Source organism: Salmonella sp. A7, assembly GCF_020181675.1.
Taxonomy (GTDB): Bacteria; Pseudomonadota; Gammaproteobacteria; order Enterobacterales; family Enterobacteriaceae; genus Salmonella; species Salmonella enterica.
The window spans coordinates 610420-627346 of record NZ_CP084001.1; the positions used below are offsets into that span (position 1 = coordinate 610420).

The following is a 16927-nucleotide window of genomic DNA, read 5'->3' on the forward strand; positions in this document are numbered from 1 at the left end:
CGTGTGGATCGCCCCGCGACGGATCTTCACTGAACGGTAATCTTAGGGGGAGATATGATTAGCGCATTTGATATTTTTAAGATTGGCATTGGACCTTCAAGCTCCCATACCGTAGGGCCAATGAATGCAGGAAAATGTTTTATCGATCGGCTGAACGACAGCGGCGACCTGCCGCGAACGACGCGCATCACGGTTGATCTTTACGGATCGCTATCGCTGACGGGCAAAGGCCACGCGACCGATACCGCCATCATTATGGGCCTGGCGGGCAATACGCCGCAGGATGTCAATATTGATAGCATTCCGGCGTTTATCCAGGAGGTTGCCCGCAGCAGCCGTTTATCGGTGGCGGGTGGCGCGCATGTGGTGGATTTTCCCGTCGCCGACAGTATTCTCTTTCACGCTGAAACCCTGGCGCGCCATGAAAACGGTATGCGAATTACCGCCTGGAACGGACAAACGCCGCTTTTACACAAAACGTATTACTCTATTGGCGGCGGCTTTATTGTCGAAGAGGAACGCTTTGGTCAGTCGCACGACGTAGAAAAGTCGGTGCCGTATGATTTTCATTCCGCCAGCGAACTGCTGACGCTGTGTGAAAGACAGGGGCTCTCGGTTTCCGGTCTGATGATGCAAAATGAACTGGCGTTGCGGAGCAAAGAGCAGATTGACGCTGGCTTTGCCCGCATCTGGCAGGTGATGGCGACCGGAATTGAACGTGGCATGAATACTGAGGGCGTGCTGCCGGGGCCGCTGAACGTTCCACGCCGCGCGGTAGCGTTACGGCGTCTGCTGGTCTCCAGCGATAATCTCTCCCGCGATCCAATGAACGTCATCGACTGGATTAACATGTTCGCCCTGGCCGTGAGCGAAGAGAACGCGGCGGGCGGGCGAGTGGTCACCGCGCCGACCAACGGCGCGTGCGGCATTATTCCTGCGGTGCTGGCCTATTACGACAAATTCCGTCGTCCGGTCAATGCCAACTCTATCGCCCGTTATCTGTTGTCGGCGGGGGCGATTGGCATGCTGTACAAGATGAACGCCTCGATATCCGGCGCGGAAGTGGGGTGTCAGGGCGAGGTTGGCGTCGCGTGTTCGATGGCGGCGGCGGGGCTGACAGAACTGCTGGGCGGTAGCCCGGCGCAGGTCTGTATTGCGGCGGAAATTGCGATGGAGCATAACCTTGGCCTCACCTGTGACCCGGTGGCGGGTCAGGTGCAAATCCCTTGTATTGAACGTAATGCGATTAACGCCGTTAAAGCGGTAAATGCGGCGCGAATGGCGCTACGCCGAACCTCTGAGCCGCGGGTTTCGCTCGATAAAGTGATCGAAACCATGTACGAAACGGGTAAAGACATGAACGACAAATATCGCGAGACGTCGCGCGGCGGTCTGGCGATTAAAGTCGTTTGTGGATAGGCCCGACAGGCGCAGAGTGAGCAGGCTATGGGATAACGCAGAAGACAGAAGCTGAGAAAAGGGCGCACCAATGTGCGCCCTTTTTTGTTGTGATGTGCGTCAAATAGAGAAAATAACAACATTAAACCAATAGTAAATAGAAAAGAATTCTTAACCCACAAGAAATGCAGGTGTTTTATTGGTAAGTTTTTCTCTTATCGTGCGCGTATGATTTTCTTATTACAAGAAAGTACCTGCACCTCACGTTCTGCATATCGCCTTGCTGCGGCACGAAAAATAAAAAAAACCTCTACCTACACATTGAGCGAGAATTTTATGGAATCGGCTAGTAATACCAGCGTAATCCTCGACGCATCAGCCCCGGCGCGTCGGGCAGGGATGACAGAAAGCGAATGGCGTGAAGCCATCAAATTTGATAGTACCGACACCGGTTGGGTCATTATGAGTATCGGGATGGCGATCGGCGCAGGGATCGTTTTTCTTCCTGTCCAGGTTGGCCTGATGGGACTTTGGGTCTTTTTACTCTCTTCTATTATTGGCTATCCGGCCATGTACCTGTTCCAGCGGCTGTTTATTAATACGCTGGCGGAATCCCCGGAATGTAAAGACTACCCCAGCGTGATCAGCGGCTATCTGGGCAAAAACTGGGGTATTTTATTAGGCGCGCTGTACTTTGTAATGCTCGTCATCTGGATGTTCGTCTATTCTACGGCGATTACTAACGACAGCGCCTCTTATCTGCATACTTTCGGCGTAACGGAAGGATTACTTTCCGATAGTCCGTTTTATGGTCTGGTGCTGATCTGCATCCTGGTGGCGATTTCCTCACGCGGTGAAAAATTACTGTTCAAAATTTCCACCGGCATGGTGCTGACCAAGCTACTGGTAGTAGCGGCGCTGGGCGTCTCCATGGTGGGTATGTGGCATCTGTATAACATTGGCGCGCTGCCGCCGATGGCCCTGCTGATTAAAAACGCCATTATTACCCTGCCATTTACGCTGACCTCGATTTTATTTATCCAGACGTTAAGCCCAATGGTGATCTCTTACCGTTCACGCGAAAAATCTATTGAGGTCGCACGTCATAAAGCGTTGCGCGCCATGAATATCGCGTTTGGCGTCTTGTTCGTTACCGTATTTTTCTATGCGGTTTCCTTCACCCTGGCGATGGGGCATGACGAAGCGGTGAAAGCCTACGAGCAGAATATTTCCGCCCTGGCGATCGCCGCGCAGTTTATTAGCGGCGATGGCGCTGGCTGGGTCAAAGTGGTTAGCGTAATTCTGAACATCTTTGCCGTCATGACCGCCTTCTTTGGCGTTTACTTAGGATTCCGCGAAGCGACGCAAGGCATTGTGATGAATATCCTGCGCCGCAAAATGCCCGCCGAGAAGATTAAGGAAAATCTGGTACAGCGCGGCATTATGATTTTCGCTATTTTGCTGGCCTGGAGCGCCATTGTGCTCAACGCGCCGGTACTGAGCTTCACCTCTATTTGTAGCCCTATCTTCGGTATGGTGGGCTGTTTAATTCCGGCATGGTTGGTCTACAAGGTTCCCGCATTGCACAAATATAAAGGCGCTTCGTTGTACCTGATTATTATTACCGGTCTGCTGCTATGCGTTTCTCCGTTCCTGGCATTCTCTTGATATACCTGAGATTAAGGTTGTTGTTATGTTTGAATCTAAAATAAATCCATTGTGGCAAAGTTTTATCCTGGCCGTACAGGAAGAAGTAAAACCGGCGCTGGGGTGTACTGAGCCAATTTCACTGGCGCTGGCGGCAGCGGCGGCGGCGGCTGAACTTGACGGCACAGTTGAACGCATTGACGCGTGGGTTTCGCCTAATCTGATGAAAAATGGTATGGGCGTTACCGTTCCAGGAACGGGAATGGTAGGGCTACCGATCGCCGCGGCGCTTGGCGCGTTGGGCGGTGATGCGAAAGCCGGGTTGGAGGTGTTAAAAGACGCTTCCGCTAAAGCCGTTGCCAATGCAAAAGCGATGCTGGCCGCCGGACATGTCACAGTGATGTTGCAGGAGCCATGTAACGATATCCTGTTTTCACGGGCGAAAGTGTATAGCGGCGATAGCTGGGCATGTGTCACGATCGTCGGCGATCATACAAACATTGTGCGGATAGAAACCGACAAGGGCGTGGTATTTACCCAGGCCGATAATGCGCAGGAAGAAGAAAAAACCTCGCCGCTGGGAGTGCTGTCTCATACCTCGCTGGAAGAGATCCTGGCGTTTGTGAATGCGGTGCCCTTTGACGCTATCCGCTTTATTCTGGATGCGGCCAGGCTAAACGGCGCGTTGTCGCAGGAGGGACTGCGTGGTTCCTGGGGGCTGCATATCGGTTCGACGCTGGCCAAACAGTGCGATCGCGGTCTGCTGGCGAAAGATCTCTCCACGGCGATTTTGATCCGTACCAGCGCGGCGTCAGACGCCAGAATGGGCGGCGCCACGTTGCCCGCGATGAGCAACTCCGGCTCCGGCAACCAGGGGATTACCGCCACGGTGCCAGTCATGGTGGTTGCTGAACATGTCGGTGCCGATGACGAGCGCCTGGCGCGCGCGCTAATGTTATCGCATTTGAGCGCTATCTATATTCACCATCAGCTTCCGCGTTTGTCGGCGCTGTGCGCGGCAACTACGGCGGCGATGGGCGCGGCGGCGGGTATGGCGTGGCTGATAGATGGTCGTTATGACACTATCGCAATGGCTATCAGCAGTATGATCGGCGATGTCAGCGGGATGATTTGCGATGGCGCGTCGAATAGCTGTGCGATGAAAGTCTCTACCAGCGCGTCGGCGGCGTGGAAAGCCGTACTGATGGCGTTGGATGATACGGCGGTGACCGGAAACGAAGGGATTGTGGCGCACAATGTCGAACAATCTATTGCGAATTTGTGTTCGCTGGCGTGTCGCTCAATGCAGCAGACAGACAAGCAGATCATCGAGATTATGGCCAGTAAAGCGCATTAATAATAACGCCCCGGCATGACGTCGGGGCAGCGTGTTGCCCGATGGCGCTGCGCTTATCGGGTCTACCTGTTCTAAGCCGGATCGGGCGCTTGCGCCGCCATCCGGCATGATTTCAGGCTGCGGCCTCTTCTTCTGCCAGCCGGGCTTCGGCGTCCGCCACGATGGCTTCCAGTTCGGTTAGCATCTCTTCATAGCCCAGCGGCACAGTGGCGCTCATCGCCTCCTGTACGGCAGGTTTTACCACGGGCTGACGTTTTTTCGCCGATTTTTTGCTCATCTTGCGACTCCTTTTCTGGCTGGCTACACCGGTAAATCTACCAGTAATGCGCGCAGCGGCGTATCGGCAACCAGCGTAATGTTAGGTTCATCACGAATAAATGCGCCATCTCCGCAGGTTAACGCCTCGCGTTCTTCGTTGTGCGTCAGCGCGTGGAACGTACCGTGAATCGACTGCAAATAGGCGCGCGGCCCGTGAAGCTGGAAATTAAGCGATTCGCCTTTCTCCAGCGTAATATGATGTACCCAGACCTGTTGGCGCAGTTGTAAGCTGTTTTGCTCACCGTCGGGCGAGGCAAGAAGCTGTTGTTGCGCCGCCAGGAGTGGGATTTTTTGTACCAGCGCGTTTTCCCGTTCAGGACAGGCGTCAAGCCACAGTTGCATTCGGGTTAACGGCTTAACTTTGCTGAGATTATGTTCGCTGTAGCTAATGCCCGGCTGCGCGGCGAGCAGCAACGCTTCGCCCGCTTTAGCCTGTACATGGTTGCCGTCGCTGTCGCGGTATTCCGCTTCGCCGTCCAGAATCAGGTTTAAAATATCCACCTTTGGATAAGTTCGAGGCTGAAAAGAGGCGCCCGGCGCCAGCACTTCCTGGTTCAGTACGCGCAACGACGCGTAGCCCAGCAGTGTAGGGTCGAAATAGTGTCCAAAGGAGAAGGTATAGCGGGCCTGTAGCCATCCGTAGTCTGCCTGTCCACATTGTTTGGCGGTTCGGGTCGTAATCATCGTTATTAACCTCTCTTTACTTCCTTTTATGTTAAGGGGCTGGACGCTGCATTGTTAGCCAGATATTCTGCCCGGTATGTTCAAATTTCCTGAATGAGAACGTTATGGCTAAAGAGAGAGCGCTGACGCTTGAAGCATTGCGTGTGATGGACGCCATTGACCGCCGGGGCAGTTTTGCCGCAGCGGCAGATGAGTTGGGGCGGGTGCCCTCCGCGCTGAGTTACACCATGCAGAAGCTGGAAGAAGAGTTGGACGTTGTACTGTTCGATCGCTCCGGCCATCGTACAAAATTCACCAACGTCGGACGTATGCTGCTGGAACGCGGGCGGGTATTGCTGGAAGCGGCAGACAAGTTAACGACGGATGCTGAAGCGTTGGCCCGCGGTTGGGAAACGCATCTGACGCTGGTCACTGAAGCTCTGGTACCGACGCCTGCTTTTTTTCCGCTGATCGACCGGCTGGCCGCTAAAGCCAATACGCAGCTTTCATTGATTACCGAAGTACTGGCTGGCGCATGGGAGCGGCTTGAGCAGGGACGGGCGGATATCGTTATCGCCCCGGATATGCATTTTCGATCGTCGTCGGAAATTAACTCCCGTAAGTTGTATACGTTAATGAATGTGTATGTCGCTGCGCCTGACCATCCTATTCATCAGGAGCCGGAGCCGCTTTCGGAAGTGACGCGGGTTAAATACCGCGGCGTAGCGGTAGCGGATACCGCGCGCGAGCGGCCGGTATTAACGGTGCAACTGCTGGATAAGCAGCCACGTCTGACGGTAAGCACGATTGAAGATAAACGTCAGGCGCTGCTGGCCGGGCTTGGCGTCGCGACTATGCCATATTCGATGGTGGAACAGGATATTGCCGAAGGGCGGCTACGCGTGGTCAGCCCGGAATCGACCAGCGAAATCGATATTATTATGGCCTGGCGGCGCGACAGTATGGGGGAGGCAAAAGCCTGGTGCCTGCGGGAAATACCTAAGCTATTCGCCGGAAAATAAATAGCGCGCGGCGCTTTAAAAGCGGCGCCGCGCCGCCATCAGGAAAAACGTTTCGGATCGGGGCCGAAGCGGTTGTCGCCTGGCGTACCATTCTGGCAGTTGAACGCGATGATGATAAGCCAGCCGATAATGGGGATAAGTAGCAACAGTAGCCACCATGCGGAGCGGTCAGTGTCATGCAGACGACGGAACTGCACGGCCCACCACGGTAAAAAGATCAGAACGCCGTAAATGGTGGTCAGAACGCCTTCACCCCCGGCGCGTTGCCAGCCAAGCATGGCGTCCAGCAGGCCCAACACAAAGGTAAAGATGATATTGACCAGAATAAACATCCAGTACTCTTTGCGTCGCGCGCGGCCGCCAAATCCCAGATAATTTTTTAAAACCTTTAAATACCAATCCATTTTCGCCTCAATAATGGTTCAATCACTTGTTTTTAAAGTAATCAAACTAAGAATAGCCGCGAATGAAATGCTGGTAAATATTTGTGGTATTAATTAATAAGGCGTCCCGGAGGACGCCTGAAATTAGCCAAAGCGCACGTCGCGCCCGTGAGGTTCGAGCAGATCCTGCCACGGTCCGATAGAAATGATACCCGTGGGGTTAATCGTTTTATGGCTACGGAAATAGTGGTGACGAATATGGTCCATATTAACGGTTTCAGCAATGCCCGGTATTTGATAGATATCGCGCAGGAAACCGTACAGATTCAGGTAGTCGCTGATTCGGTATTTGTCGCATTTGAAATGAGTCGCGTAAACCGGATCAAAGCGTACCAGGGTCGTCCATAAGCGGATATCCGCCTCGGTCAACTGGTCGCCCGTCAGATAGCGGTGCTGTCCGAGAATCTGTTCCAGGCGCGCCAGCGCAGTAAATACCTTGTCTACCGCTTCATCATACGCTTGCTGGCTGGTGGCGAAGCCTGCTTTATAAACGCCGTTATTAACGTTGTCATAAATCCAGCCGTTTAACTCGTCAATTTTGCTTTGCAGCGCGGGGGGATAGTAATCCCCGGCTTTAGCGCCCAGCCCATCGAAGGCGGAGTTAAACATACGAATGATTTCGGCGGACTCGTTGCTGACGATAGTATGATTTTTTTTATCCCATAAGACCGGTACGGTGACGCGGCCGCTGTAGTGTGGATCGGCGTGCAGATACAACTGGTAGAGAAATTCATGCTGATAGAGGGTATCGCCGGTGGCCGCCGGAAAAGTATCATCAAACGTCCAGCCGTTTTCCAGCATCAATGGATTCACGACGGAAACCGGAATAAATGGCTCCAGACCTTTCAGTTTACGGAAAATGAGCGTGCGATGCGCCCAGGGGCAGGCAAGGGAAACGTACAGATGGTAACGATCTTTTTCTGCGGCGAATCCGCCTTCGCCGGAAGGTCCGGGCGCGCCGTCAGCGGTAAGCCAGTTGCGGAAAGCCGACGCTGAACGCTGAAATTTCCCCCCGGAAGATTTGGTGTCATACCAGGTGTCGTGCCAGACGCCATCGATCAGTTGTCCCATGTCTCTCTCCTTCAGATGACAAAAGCGAGGCGCTATTCCCTCGCTTTTTTAATTGAGTATAGATTGCTTACCACTTTTTATTCAGCAGACGGTCAAGGCTGAACGCGCCAGGCCCGGTTAACGCCAGTAATACGAATCCGCCGGCAATGGTCAGGTTTTTCATAAACATCAGCGAGTTTACACCTTCTGCAAAATTGCTATGGAAGATCAATGCCGTCAGCAACGTAAAACCAGCGGTGAAAAGCGCAGTGGTGCGGGTAAGGAACCCTAGCAGAATCGCCAGACCGCCGCCGAACTCAAGCAGTATGGTGAGCGGCAGCAGGAATCCTGGTACGCCCATCGCTTCCATATACTGTTGTGTGCCCGCATAGCCGCTAATTTTTCCCCATCCTGCGGTAATAAACAGAACTGGCATTAAAATACGCGCTATCAGTACACCAACATCTTCTAATTTTTTCATTTTATTCTCCAGGAGGCCGATTCGGCTGCTGCTGCTATTTTCATGAGCAATGGCGCGGTTTAGCGCGTCATTGTTATCGCTGGAGAGAATCATAAACGTGGCGTACAGGAATTGTTAGCAAGGAAAATTGCCAAATTTTTTCAAAAAATTTGAGTGATTGATAAAGAGACGATATGCATAAAAGTATCGCGCCACCAGGTGTAATAGGGCGATAACCTGATGGCGCGATGCTATAAAAGAAAAGATATTAACCGCGGAGCTGTTGTTGACGGAGGGTAGTTTTTACCAGGCGCCAGGCGCTCCAGATACCCAGGCCGCGTTTCGCCCAGCGTACCAACATATTAGGATGACGGATGGTCCAGATGGCCATTACGCTGCTACCGACCAGCGCCCAGGAGCGCAGGCTTAACACCGTATTCCAGCCGCGATCGTACGCGCCGGTGGTCTCCAGCCAGTCGCGACGACTGGCGGACAGATCCAGCCGTTGCTGCTGGATCTGACTGAGAAGCAGCGCTTTACGTTTTTCGCGTTCGCCTTTGCTGCTCACGACTGATCGTCCTCCAGAATTTGCCGATCGTTAGCCAGTTCGTGCCGCGTATGGCGCAATAGCGTGGACTGACGCGCTTTGCGCAAAGTCCAGATGCCGCCGATTAGCGCAAGCACTAACAGCACAACTGTGGTAGCGATCATCGCGTTCAAACGGTACTGAGGATCGATAGCCCAGATGACCAGAACCATCAGGCTCATTAAGCCAAACGCCGCGAAGAGCATGGTAAGACCTACCATCAGCAAAAGCTGAAAGAGGTTCGCCTTCTCTTCTTCCAGTTCTACTACCGCCAGTCGCAGCCGGGTTTCCACCATCTCAACGATAATGGTGACAATCCGCTGCCCGATACCCAGTACGCTTTTGCCTGGTCCTTGTGCCTGTCGAGAGTCCGCCATAATTAACGACGCGTCAGCAGTACGCCCAACACCAGACCGACAGCGGCGCCAATGCCTACGCCTGTCCAGGGATTTTCGCGCACATAATCATCGGCGCGGGCGGCGGCGACGCGAGTCTGTTTGGCAATCACATCACCCGTTTCGCCCAGGCGGTAACGGCTCTCTTTCAGCGCGCGCTCGGCTTTGCTACGAATCTTACTCAACTCTTCTTTCGACTTTTCGCCCGAAGAGCTCAGCACTTCTTCAAGCGTATCGGTCAGGGATTTCAACTCAGCGCGCAGATGTTCCGTAGTGTTATCTTTCGACATAGTTTTCTCCAGGTGAGTGAGTATTTACATTCGGCGTTAATTTAGTAGTCTCTGGCCTCAAGTTTTTTTAGCTCATCCTGAGCCTCGGCCAGCTTACGTTCACGTTTGTCTATTTTATCCGCATCGCCTTTTGCTTTTGCCTCGGCTAAATCACGTTGGCGTTCGGCTACCTCTTCTTTTTGCTCAGCGATCTTTTTCTGATGCTCGGCGCGTAGCTTGCTGTCAGTACAATTAGCGCGTACTTCGCTGAGCGCCTTGTTCAGACCCTCAATACGGCGCTGATTGTTGTGCTTTTCAGCGTAGCTAATTTCCTTTTGTATATCCTGCTCTTTTTCCTGACAAAGCGAATTAGCGTAGCTACCGGCGCTAAGTGTAAAAAGCGTGATAGCCAAAGCGATGCGGTATTTCATTCCTGAACTTTCCCTTATGTTCGGACCCGTTGTCCGGGGCGGTGATCCCGATAATAACGCGGTGGGTTAAACACCGCTTTATTAATCATAGTCATTAAACAATGAAATCACCAAAGTGAGTGATATGATTCGGATTCCTGGAGATTAGCCAAAGCGGTGGGAGCTTTCCCGTAAGCGGGACAGCCACTGTACCGTTTCGTTGTCATCGTCCTGCTGAGCGACGACATAACCGTGTGGTAATGTTTGATCAAGCACTGTTTTTGCTGCGGCGCTTTGCGCAGGGGAATCGAAGGTAATGAGCAACATGTCATTTTTAGGCGTAATGCTTTTAAAATGAATGCCGTTCGCATCCAGATGATGCAGAACTGAGAAGCCGTCTGGCATACTGGCGCCCTGGTTAACCGCGCGAATGGCCAGCGTCGACTCTTGCTGACGCAGCGTTGACCACGTCATCATGAGTATGGTCAGCATCAGTAGAAAAGCGCTGATCCAAATGAGTTGTCGGGCAGTTATGCGTGGTTTAAGCATAAGTTATCCCCGGCTCCCATACTTCTTTTTCCACAGCATGACCAGTGAACCCGCCAGGCCAAAAAAGAGCAGCACCACGGGCAGCAGCATCAGGCATGACATTAACTGATCTTCATATTTCATAAAGACGGGCGTTTTGCCCAGCAGATAGCCCAGCGACGTCAGGATAAGCACCCACAACAAGCCGCTCATCCAGTTGAAGAACTGAAAGCGCGCGTTATTCAGGCCGGATATGCCGGCAATGGTGGGCAGCAGTGTTCTGACAAACGCGATAAAACGGCCTATCAATAATGCCGACAGGCCGTGTTTATGAAAAAGGTGATGGGCGCGTTGATGATAATGTGCGGGGAGATGAGAGAGCCAGTTTTGCACGGTGCGGGTATTCCCCAGCCAGCGGCCCTGAATATAGCTCACCCAGCAACCCAGGCTGGCCGCGACGGTAAGCAGCAAAATGGTTTGTGGAAAACCCATCGCGCCTTTGGCGATCAGCACGCCGACCAGGATCAACAGGCTGTCGCCAGGCAAAAAGGCGGCAGGGAGCAGCCCATTTTCCAGAAACAAAATCATAAATAACACAAAATATAACATGCCAATCATGGAAGGATTGGCCAGTGTTTCAAAGTCCTGAGCCCACAGGGCATTCAGCAATTGAGTCAGTAGTTCCATTCAGTATTCCTGGAGAATCGGTTAACGTCACGCCGGTGATCTGAGGTTTGCACTGCCGCAACAGAGTTGGAGTTTTTATCAGCGTTGCGGAAACGGCAAATTCGCGGCCTGAACTATTCCTTGTTAAGTTGTGAAGTAAGCAAGCACTAACACACAAAAATTCAAAATGCATCTAATTGTAACAAAGGTCAACGAAGTCCGTTATAGAAATTACGCGTCGTTGAGCTTTGATTTTGCTTATCGCAAAGGAGGGTGGCGAGAGGATTTACACAGGCTGACACTTTATACTGTACGCTGACCGAGCGCCGCGGCAGACGCCATCTACATATAACGTTACGCGAGGATGTCGCGCGTGAACATCAATTCGCTTTAGGTCACAGCCTATGGATTGGGAGATTCAGATCTATCGTTACGCCGGATGGCATACGCCATCCGACATCGATAATCACTTAGCTACGCAAGGCGTTATTCGCCAGACGTTCGTCCTCTGCCTGGCAGGCTGCCGCAGTGAACAGAACATCAGTAGATGAGTTCAGCGCCGTTTCACACGAATCCTGCAATACGCCGATAATAAAGCCGACCGCTACTACCTGCATCGCGATATCGTTCGGAATGCCAAACATGTTGCACGCCAGCGGGATCAGCAGCAATGAACCGCCTGCCACGCCGGAGGCGCCGCAAGCACACAGCGAGGCCACCACGCTCAGCAGCAGCGCTGTAGGCAGATCCACCGGGACGCCTAACGTATGGACTGCCGCCAACGTCAGAACCGTAATGGTAATTGCCGCGCCGGCCATATTGATAGTGGCGCCCAGCGGAATGGAAACGGAGTAAGTATCCCTGTCCAGATTCAGCTTTTCGCACAGCGCCATATTCACTGGAATATTGGCGGCAGAGCTGCGGGTAAAGAAGGCATAAACGCCGCTTTCACGCAGGCAGGCGAACACCAGCGGATAAGGGTTGCGACGAATTTTCCAGAATACCAACAGCGGGTTGACCACCAGCGCGACCAGCAGCATACAGCCAATCAAGACGACCAGCAGGTGCGCATAGCCCCACAGAGTGGAGAAGCCGGTGGTTGCAAGCGTTGATGAAACCAGACCAAAAATACCGACTGGCGCGAAACGGATCACCAGTTTCACCATAAAGGTCACGGCGTTAGACATATCGTTCACGAGGTTTTTGGTGGTTTCATTGCCATGACGCAGGGCAAATCCCAGACCGACGGCCCATACCAGAATCCCAATATAGTTAGCGTTCAGCAGCGCGTCGATGGGGTTCGACACCATGCTCATCAGCAGACCGCGCAGGACTTCTACAATGCCGGACGGCGGCACGATATCCTGGGCGCTACTGGACAGATGCAGGGTTGAAGGGAAGGCGAAGCTGAACACAACGGCCGCCAGCGCGGCTGAAAAGGTGCCTAGCAGGTAAAGAAAGAGAATAGGGCGAATATTGGTTTTTTGACCGTGCTGGTGGTTGGCGATCGAGGCCATTACCAGCATCAGCACCAGAACGGGGGCGACTGCTTTTAAGGCGCCGACGAACAGGGTGCCAAGCAAGCCAACCGCTTCTGCCGCAGGCTTAGAAATCCATGCCAGTAAAATCCCCAGTACCAGACCCACTAAAATTTGTTTAACCAGACTGCCTTGCGCTAAACGCTGCAGTAGCCCTGATGCTCGTTGCGTAGCCATTTCATGTTCCTTGTATTGTGTTGCTGGTCATCCCCTGCACGCTCTTACGGCGCATCTTTCAGGATGTAACAAAGTGTTTGCCTGGTTGAGTATAAGGAAAGTTGAAGGTTCGGGAAGCGAAATATCCTGGATTTTTTGCTGTGATCATGTTTTATAACTTTATATTAACAGTATTGTGACATGTTAAACAAAAACGCCCGGCAGGTGTGCGCTGCCGGGCGTTTTTGACGGGGCAGGTTTACCCCGATAAAAGATTATTGCGCTCGTAGTTTCTTATCGCGCTGATGGTTAACCCAGGCGTTAATCACCAGAGTAATGGTCAGAATGCCAAACACTACGCCCAGCGAAATCGCGATAGGAATATGGTAGAAGTCGACGATCAGCATCTTAATGCCGATAAAGACCAGAATGACCGCCAGACCATATTTCAGCATCGAGAAACGTTCCGCCACGCCGGACAGCAGGAAGTACATCGCGCGCAGTCCTAAGATGGCAAACAGGTTAGAGGTCAGTACGATAAACGGGTCGGTGGTGACCGCAAAGATCGCCGGAATACTGTCAACGGCGAAGATCACATCGCTGAACTCAACCATAATCAGCACCAGCAGCAGCGGCGTGGCATACAGCAGGCCGTTTTTACGTACGAAAAAGTGCTCGTTCTCGATCGTATCGGTCATGCGCAGATGCCCGCGCAGCCAACGCACCATCGGTTTTTCGCCAATGCCGGATTCGTCTTCCTTCGCCAGCGCCATTTTTACGCCGGTAAACAGCAGGAAGGCGCCGAACACATACAGCAGCCATTCGAACTGAGTGATAAGCCAGGTACCGGCGAAAATCATGATAGTACGCAACACGATCGCGCCAAGAACCCCATACACCAGCACCCGGCGTTGCAGAGCCGGAGGGACGGAGAAATAGCTAAACAGCATCAGCCAGACAAAGACGTTATCTACGGCCAGCGACTTTTCAATCAGATAGCCGGTAAGGAACGCCAATGCCTGCGGGTCAGCAACTTCGCGCCCTTGCGTTTCAGCCAGATACCACCAGAAAGCAGCGTTAAACAGTAGCGAGAGCGTTACCCACAGGATTGACCATCCTGCCGCTTGTTTCATCGACATCGCATGTGCGCCACGGCGTCCCTGCAACAACAGGTCGATGGATAGCATTATCACCACAACAACCGCGAATCCACCCCATAATAATGGCGTACCAACAGTATTCATTATTTCTCCCTATGCAAAAAAAAACGGCTAACGCCGAATGGCATTAGCCGCTGCTTTTATGCATAGACCTTGCCATTCGGCAAGGTCTCACTTACAACAATAAAGGAATACGCTGACGCATTCCTTTATGGCTGCCCGGTGACCGGATGTGGTTTTGCACACATCGTAATGACGATCGACCGGCAATGAAGTTACTCCCCTTTGCGCGTAACAAAGTATGACAGGCCACGCGTAGAGTCAATGACCTGTAACATATAATTTACATAATTTTACGCAGTAAGGGGATGGGTCAGATCGTCCGCCGGGAAGATGACCCCGGTTTGACGGCGTATTTCTGTCAGCCATTTTGCCGTGGCGCGACTTAGCGACAACCCCGGATGTTCCACGGCATGGTTTTCAATAAGCTGGGCAAACGCCCCGGCTTCATACAGCATGGTATTAATATGCTGAGGCTGGGTCAGATCCTGCATCAGCGCGCCGCGCGGCGCAAAACACACTTTCTGGCATTCCGACAGCTTTTCAATGACCAGCGATCCCCTCTCGCCCTGAATTTCACTGGCCAGTACCGAGTCGCTGACTTTGGAATGCTGTAGCGTGACGCTAAAATCGCCGTAATCCATAACCACGACGCCGTGCGCATCTACTCCGCTTTCCAACAAATTCGCCGACGCCTGAACGCTGCGCGGCTCGCCCCATAGCGCGATCGCCGACGCCAGACAGTAATACCCGATATCCATAATCGAACCATTGGAGAAGGCCGGATTAAACGTATTCGGATTTTCACCGTTCAGATAGCGCTGATAACGTGAAGAGTACTGGCAGTAATTTAGGAATGCTTTATGCATTCTGCCGATTTTCGGCAACGATTCCCGCAGCAGCAGAAAATTGGGCAGGCAGGCGGTTTTAAAGGCTTCAAACAGTACCCGCTGGTTATCGCGCGCGCAGGCGATAGCGGCATCAACCTCCGCCAGGTTAGAAGCCAGCGGCTTTTCGCACATGACATGTTTTTTATGCTGCAAAAAGCGCTGTGTCTGGGAGAAATGCAGGGAGTTCGGGCTGGCGATATAAACCGCCTCAATCGCGTCGCTTTGCGCCATCGCTTCCAGCGAGGTAAACAGATGCTCGACGGGATAATCATTTGCGAAAGACTGCGCCTGTTCAAGACTACGGGAGTAAACGGCGGCGAGCCTGAATTTGCCGGTTTCGTGGGCGGCGTCGACAAACTGGCGCGTGATCCAGTTAGTCCCAATTACAGCGAAACGTATCATAAACGTCAGCGGACTCCAGAAAGGGATTTTTCGTCAATGTAGCACGCCTTTCCGCCCTTGCCAGTGCGCTGCGACGCACTCTGGCATTTTACTGGCGAGAAGGGCACCCGTGTGCGCTATCAGCCCCAATAGTGACGCCAGCGCCCAGATATTTAGGCTGACGGTGCAAAATTTTGGCATCCAGCACCGCGCTAACCCGCGCCAGCTTTTCCCGAAGTCGTGTGTAGGTTCCGTGCCTTTTATTCAGATCCGGCGCGTTAACGCCGATAGCGTCAATGCCATATTGTTGCGCTAGCCAGATCGCCCGTTGATTATGGAATGCTTGCGAGATAATCGTAATGCGGCTTTCGCCAAACACTTTCCGGGCGCGAACTACGGAGTCCAGCGTGGAGAATCCGGCATAATCACAAAAAATGGCCGCTTCCGGCACACCTTTCGCTATCAGCGCCTGCTGCATCGCCGAAGGTTCATCGTACTCTTTTTTGCCGTTATCGCCGCTGACTAACAGCCACTTCACTTTACCGGCGTGATACAACGCGGCGGCAGTATTAATCCGCCGGGTAAAATACCGATTGCCGGGTTTAGCGCCTAACACCAGCCCGACGTTGCGGGCGGGAACGGTCTGAATGTCATTCCATGTCAGATGCTGCGAGGCGTTGACGATAAGCCAGTTGGAATAGAAAAGCGCGACGCCTGCTGCGACAAGCAGAAAACACGCCACTGTTAACGCCCGGCGTGTAAAACAGAGGCGGCGGATAAAACGGGCACATTGTGAGAGCATGGTCGTTGCGCGGTTCCGTTGGCGGTGGATAAAAAATACCCTCTACAGATCGTCATCCTTGACGTGGCGGCAGGCAATGAGCGAAATGTGAACGCGTCGATTTTATGCCCACGCCGTTAAAAAGATACGGGGGAAGGGGCATTTTCAGAATTTATTGTGCCGACAGCGCCTGATGCGTCAGCCACAGGCGCGTATCAAACTCCAGTTGATGGTACTGCGGCTCCATATGGCAGCAGAGCTGATAAAACGCTTTGTTATGATCTTTCTCTTTCAGGTGCGCCAGTTCGTGAACCACAATCATTCGTAAGAATGGCTCCGGGGCGTTGCGAAACACGGTGGCGACGCGGATCTCCGCCTTTGCCTTGAGCTTGCCGCCCTGAACGCGCGAGACAGCGGTATGCAGTCCCAGCGCATTTTTCAGCACATGGATCTTGCTGTCATACATCACTTTATTGATGGGCGGCGCATTGCGCAGAAACTGACTTTTCAGTTCCTGAGTATAGTGATATAGCGCTTTGTCAGTGGCGTAATCATGCGCGCCGGGATAACGTTTTTCCAGCACTGCTCCCAGGCGCTGCTCGGCGATTAAGGCGCGCACCTGGGCAAGGAGATGTTCCGGATACCCCTGAAGGTAAGTTAGTGAGGTCATCAAAGCTCCATGTTGCTGATAAAAAGTGTATACTCACGCACCCTTTTCAGGGATAACGCCGCAATTTTACCATTCAGGA

General features: G+C 52.8%; 20 protein-coding genes. 4 read left to right on the forward strand and 16 right to left on the reverse strand.

Translation table 11 applies throughout. The annotated features are described in order from the left end of the window. Positions 1 to 54: 54 nt before the first annotated feature. The 3 genes from tdcG (at position 55) to LCS67_RS02925 (ending at position 4402) form a co-directional block, all read left to right on the forward strand. Entirely contained in the window at positions 55 to 1419 is a 1365-nt protein-coding gene (tdcG, locus tag LCS67_RS02915; protein ID WP_000622086.1) for an L-serine ammonia-lyase, read from the forward strand. 315 nt (positions 1420 to 1734) lie between these two features. Beyond that, positions 1735 to 3066: an amino acid permease gene (locus LCS67_RS02920; protein WP_000443189.1), complete on the forward strand. Its 1332-nt coding sequence runs from the start codon at positions 1735 to 1737 to the stop codon at positions 3064 to 3066. 25 nt (positions 3067 to 3091) lie between these two features. Next, positions 3092 to 4402 (forward strand): serine dehydratase subunit alpha family protein, encoded by a 1311-nt coding sequence (locus tag LCS67_RS02925; protein ID WP_031566757.1) that lies wholly within the window; start codon positions 3092 to 3094, stop codon positions 4400 to 4402. Positions 4403 to 4514: 112 nt separating this feature from the next. On the opposite strand, the gene LCS67_RS02930 is transcribed toward LCS67_RS02925, so the two are convergent. Next, positions 4515 to 4679, reverse strand: coding sequence for a hypothetical protein (locus tag LCS67_RS02930; protein ID WP_000039326.1), 165 nt, complete (start codon positions 4677 to 4679; stop codon positions 4515 to 4517). Positions 4680 to 4702: 23 nt separating this feature from the next. Further along, positions 4703 to 5404: a pirin family protein gene (locus LCS67_RS02935; protein WP_000633548.1), complete on the reverse strand. Its 702-nt coding sequence runs from the start codon at positions 5402 to 5404 to the stop codon at positions 4703 to 4705. Positions 5405 to 5508: 104 nt separating this feature from the next. Between LCS67_RS02935 and yhaJ the strand changes: the two genes are divergently transcribed. Beyond that, positions 5509 to 6405, forward strand: a complete 897-nt coding sequence (gene yhaJ, locus LCS67_RS02940; protein WP_001041026.1) for a DNA-binding transcriptional regulator YhaJ — start codon at positions 5509 to 5511, stop codon at positions 6403 to 6405. Positions 6406 to 6443: 38 nt separating this feature from the next. Here yhaJ and LCS67_RS02945 read toward each other — a convergent pair whose 3' ends face one another. From LCS67_RS02945 to LCS67_RS03010, 14 genes are all read right to left on the reverse strand, one after another. Continuing rightward, the gene (locus LCS67_RS02945; RefSeq protein WP_000384139.1) at positions 6444 to 6809 is read right to left on the reverse strand and encodes a DUF805 domain-containing protein; all 366 of its coding nucleotides are present in this window, start codon (positions 6807 to 6809) and stop codon (positions 6444 to 6446) included. A gap of 123 nt (positions 6810 to 6932) precedes the next feature. After that, positions 6933 to 7919: a glutathione S-transferase family protein gene (locus tag LCS67_RS02950; protein WP_000531158.1), complete on the reverse strand. Its 987-nt coding sequence runs from the start codon at positions 7917 to 7919 to the stop codon at positions 6933 to 6935. 67 nt (positions 7920 to 7986) lie between these two features. Further along, positions 7987 to 8379 carry a DoxX family protein gene (locus tag LCS67_RS02955; RefSeq protein ID WP_024133739.1) on the reverse strand — a complete coding sequence of 131 codons (393 nt, stop codon included), beginning with the start codon at positions 8377 to 8379 and terminating at the stop codon, positions 7987 to 7989. 247 nt (positions 8380 to 8626) lie between these two features. Continuing rightward, positions 8627 to 8926, reverse strand: coding sequence for a YqjK-like family protein (locus LCS67_RS02960; RefSeq protein WP_000095496.1), 300 nt, complete (start codon positions 8924 to 8926; stop codon positions 8627 to 8629). Further along, positions 8923 to 9321: a phage holin family protein gene (locus LCS67_RS02965; protein ID WP_000785626.1), complete on the reverse strand. Its 399-nt coding sequence runs from the start codon at positions 9319 to 9321 to the stop codon at positions 8923 to 8925. Before LCS67_RS02965 ends, LCS67_RS02960 begins: the two co-directional genes overlap by 4 nt. A 2-nt stretch (positions 9322 to 9323) precedes the next feature. Beyond that, on the reverse strand, positions 9324 to 9629 hold the full coding sequence (locus LCS67_RS02970; RefSeq protein WP_000031219.1) for a DUF883 family protein: 306 nt from the start codon (positions 9627 to 9629) through the stop codon (positions 9324 to 9326). A gap of 41 nt (positions 9630 to 9670) precedes the next feature. Beyond that, positions 9671 to 10039, reverse strand: coding sequence for a DUF1090 domain-containing protein (locus tag LCS67_RS02975; protein ID WP_000877297.1), 369 nt, complete (start codon positions 10037 to 10039; stop codon positions 9671 to 9673). A 144-nt stretch (positions 10040 to 10183) separates the two neighbouring features. Continuing rightward, positions 10184 to 10567: an EnvZ/OmpR regulon moderator MzrA gene (mzrA, locus tag LCS67_RS02980; RefSeq protein ID WP_000917516.1), complete on the reverse strand. Its 384-nt coding sequence runs from the start codon at positions 10565 to 10567 to the stop codon at positions 10184 to 10186. Between the two features lie 3 nt (positions 10568 to 10570). After that, positions 10571 to 11233, reverse strand: a complete 663-nt coding sequence (yqjA, locus tag LCS67_RS02985) for a DedA family general envelope maintenance protein YqjA (RefSeq protein ID WP_000422141.1) — start codon at positions 11231 to 11233, stop codon at positions 10571 to 10573. Between the two features lie 449 nt (positions 11234 to 11682). After that, positions 11683 to 12927 carry a serine/threonine transporter SstT gene (sstT, locus tag LCS67_RS02990; protein WP_000235363.1) on the reverse strand — a complete coding sequence of 415 codons (1245 nt, stop codon included), beginning with the start codon at positions 12925 to 12927 and terminating at the stop codon, positions 11683 to 11685. A gap of 254 nt (positions 12928 to 13181) precedes the next feature. Further along, on the reverse strand, positions 13182 to 14150 hold the full coding sequence (locus tag LCS67_RS02995) for a TerC family protein (RefSeq protein WP_001098833.1): 969 nt from the start codon (positions 14148 to 14150) through the stop codon (positions 13182 to 13184). A gap of 269 nt (positions 14151 to 14419) precedes the next feature. Next, entirely contained in the window at positions 14420 to 15418 is a 999-nt protein-coding gene (locus LCS67_RS03000) for a Gfo/Idh/MocA family protein (RefSeq protein WP_000617682.1), read from the reverse strand. A gap of 88 nt (positions 15419 to 15506) precedes the next feature. Beyond that, positions 15507 to 16199 carry a vancomycin high temperature exclusion protein gene (locus tag LCS67_RS03005; RefSeq protein ID WP_000951045.1) on the reverse strand — a complete coding sequence of 231 codons (693 nt, stop codon included), beginning with the start codon at positions 16197 to 16199 and terminating at the stop codon, positions 15507 to 15509. A 151-nt stretch (positions 16200 to 16350) separates the two neighbouring features. Next, on the reverse strand, positions 16351 to 16848 hold the full coding sequence (locus LCS67_RS03010) for a M48 family metallopeptidase (RefSeq protein WP_000202966.1): 498 nt from the start codon (positions 16846 to 16848) through the stop codon (positions 16351 to 16353). Between the last annotated feature and the right edge of the window lie 79 nt (positions 16849 to 16927).

Coding starts and splice junctions, on each gene's coding strand:
- LCS67_RS02965 (WP_000785626.1), bottom strand. CDS start 9,321: ATGGCGGACTCTCGACAGGCACAAGGACCAGGCAAAAGCGTACTGGGT.
- LCS67_RS03010 (WP_000202966.1), bottom strand. CDS start 16,848: ATGACCTCACTAACTTACCTTCAGGGGTATCCGGAACATCTCCTTGCC.
- sstT (WP_000235363.1), bottom strand. CDS start 12,927: ATGGCTACGCAACGAGCATCAGGGCTACTGCAGCGTTTAGCGCAAGGC.
- LCS67_RS02995 (WP_001098833.1), bottom strand. CDS start 14,150: ATGAATACTGTTGGTACGCCATTATTATGGGGTGGATTCGCGGTTGTT.
- LCS67_RS02935 (WP_000633548.1), bottom strand. CDS start 5,404: ATGATTACGACCCGAACCGCCAAACAATGTGGACAGGCAGACTACGGA.
- LCS67_RS02970 (WP_000031219.1), bottom strand. CDS start 9,629: ATGTCGAAAGATAACACTACGGAACATCTGCGCGCTGAGTTGAAATCC.
- yqjA (WP_000422141.1), bottom strand. CDS start 11,233: ATGGAACTACTGACTCAATTGCTGAATGCCCTGTGGGCTCAGGACTTT.
- LCS67_RS03000 (WP_000617682.1), bottom strand. CDS start 15,418: ATGATACGTTTCGCTGTAATTGGGACTAACTGGATCACGCGCCAGTTT.
- LCS67_RS02950 (WP_000531158.1), bottom strand. CDS start 7,919: ATGGGACAACTGATCGATGGCGTCTGGCACGACACCTGGTATGACACC.
- LCS67_RS02945 (WP_000384139.1), bottom strand. CDS start 6,809: ATGGATTGGTATTTAAAGGTTTTAAAAAATTATCTGGGATTTGGCGGC.
- LCS67_RS02975 (WP_000877297.1), bottom strand. CDS start 10,039: ATGAAATACCGCATCGCTTTGGCTATCACGCTTTTTACACTTAGCGCC.
- LCS67_RS02955 (WP_024133739.1), bottom strand. CDS start 8,379: ATGAAAAAATTAGAAGATGTTGGTGTACTGATAGCGCGTATTTTAATG.
- LCS67_RS02925 (WP_031566757.1), top strand. CDS start 3,092: ATGTTTGAATCTAAAATAAATCCATTGTGGCAAAGTTTTATCCTGGCC.
- LCS67_RS03005 (WP_000951045.1), bottom strand. CDS start 16,199: ATGCTCTCACAATGTGCCCGTTTTATCCGCCGCCTCTGTTTTACACGC.
- yhaJ (WP_001041026.1), top strand. CDS start 5,509: ATGGCTAAAGAGAGAGCGCTGACGCTTGAAGCATTGCGTGTGATGGAC.
- tdcG (WP_000622086.1), top strand. CDS start 55: ATGATTAGCGCATTTGATATTTTTAAGATTGGCATTGGACCTTCAAGC.
- LCS67_RS02930 (WP_000039326.1), bottom strand. CDS start 4,679: ATGAGCAAAAAATCGGCGAAAAAACGTCAGCCCGTGGTAAAACCTGCC.
- mzrA (WP_000917516.1), bottom strand. CDS start 10,567: ATGCTTAAACCACGCATAACTGCCCGACAACTCATTTGGATCAGCGCT.
- LCS67_RS02920 (WP_000443189.1), top strand. CDS start 1,735: ATGGAATCGGCTAGTAATACCAGCGTAATCCTCGACGCATCAGCCCCG.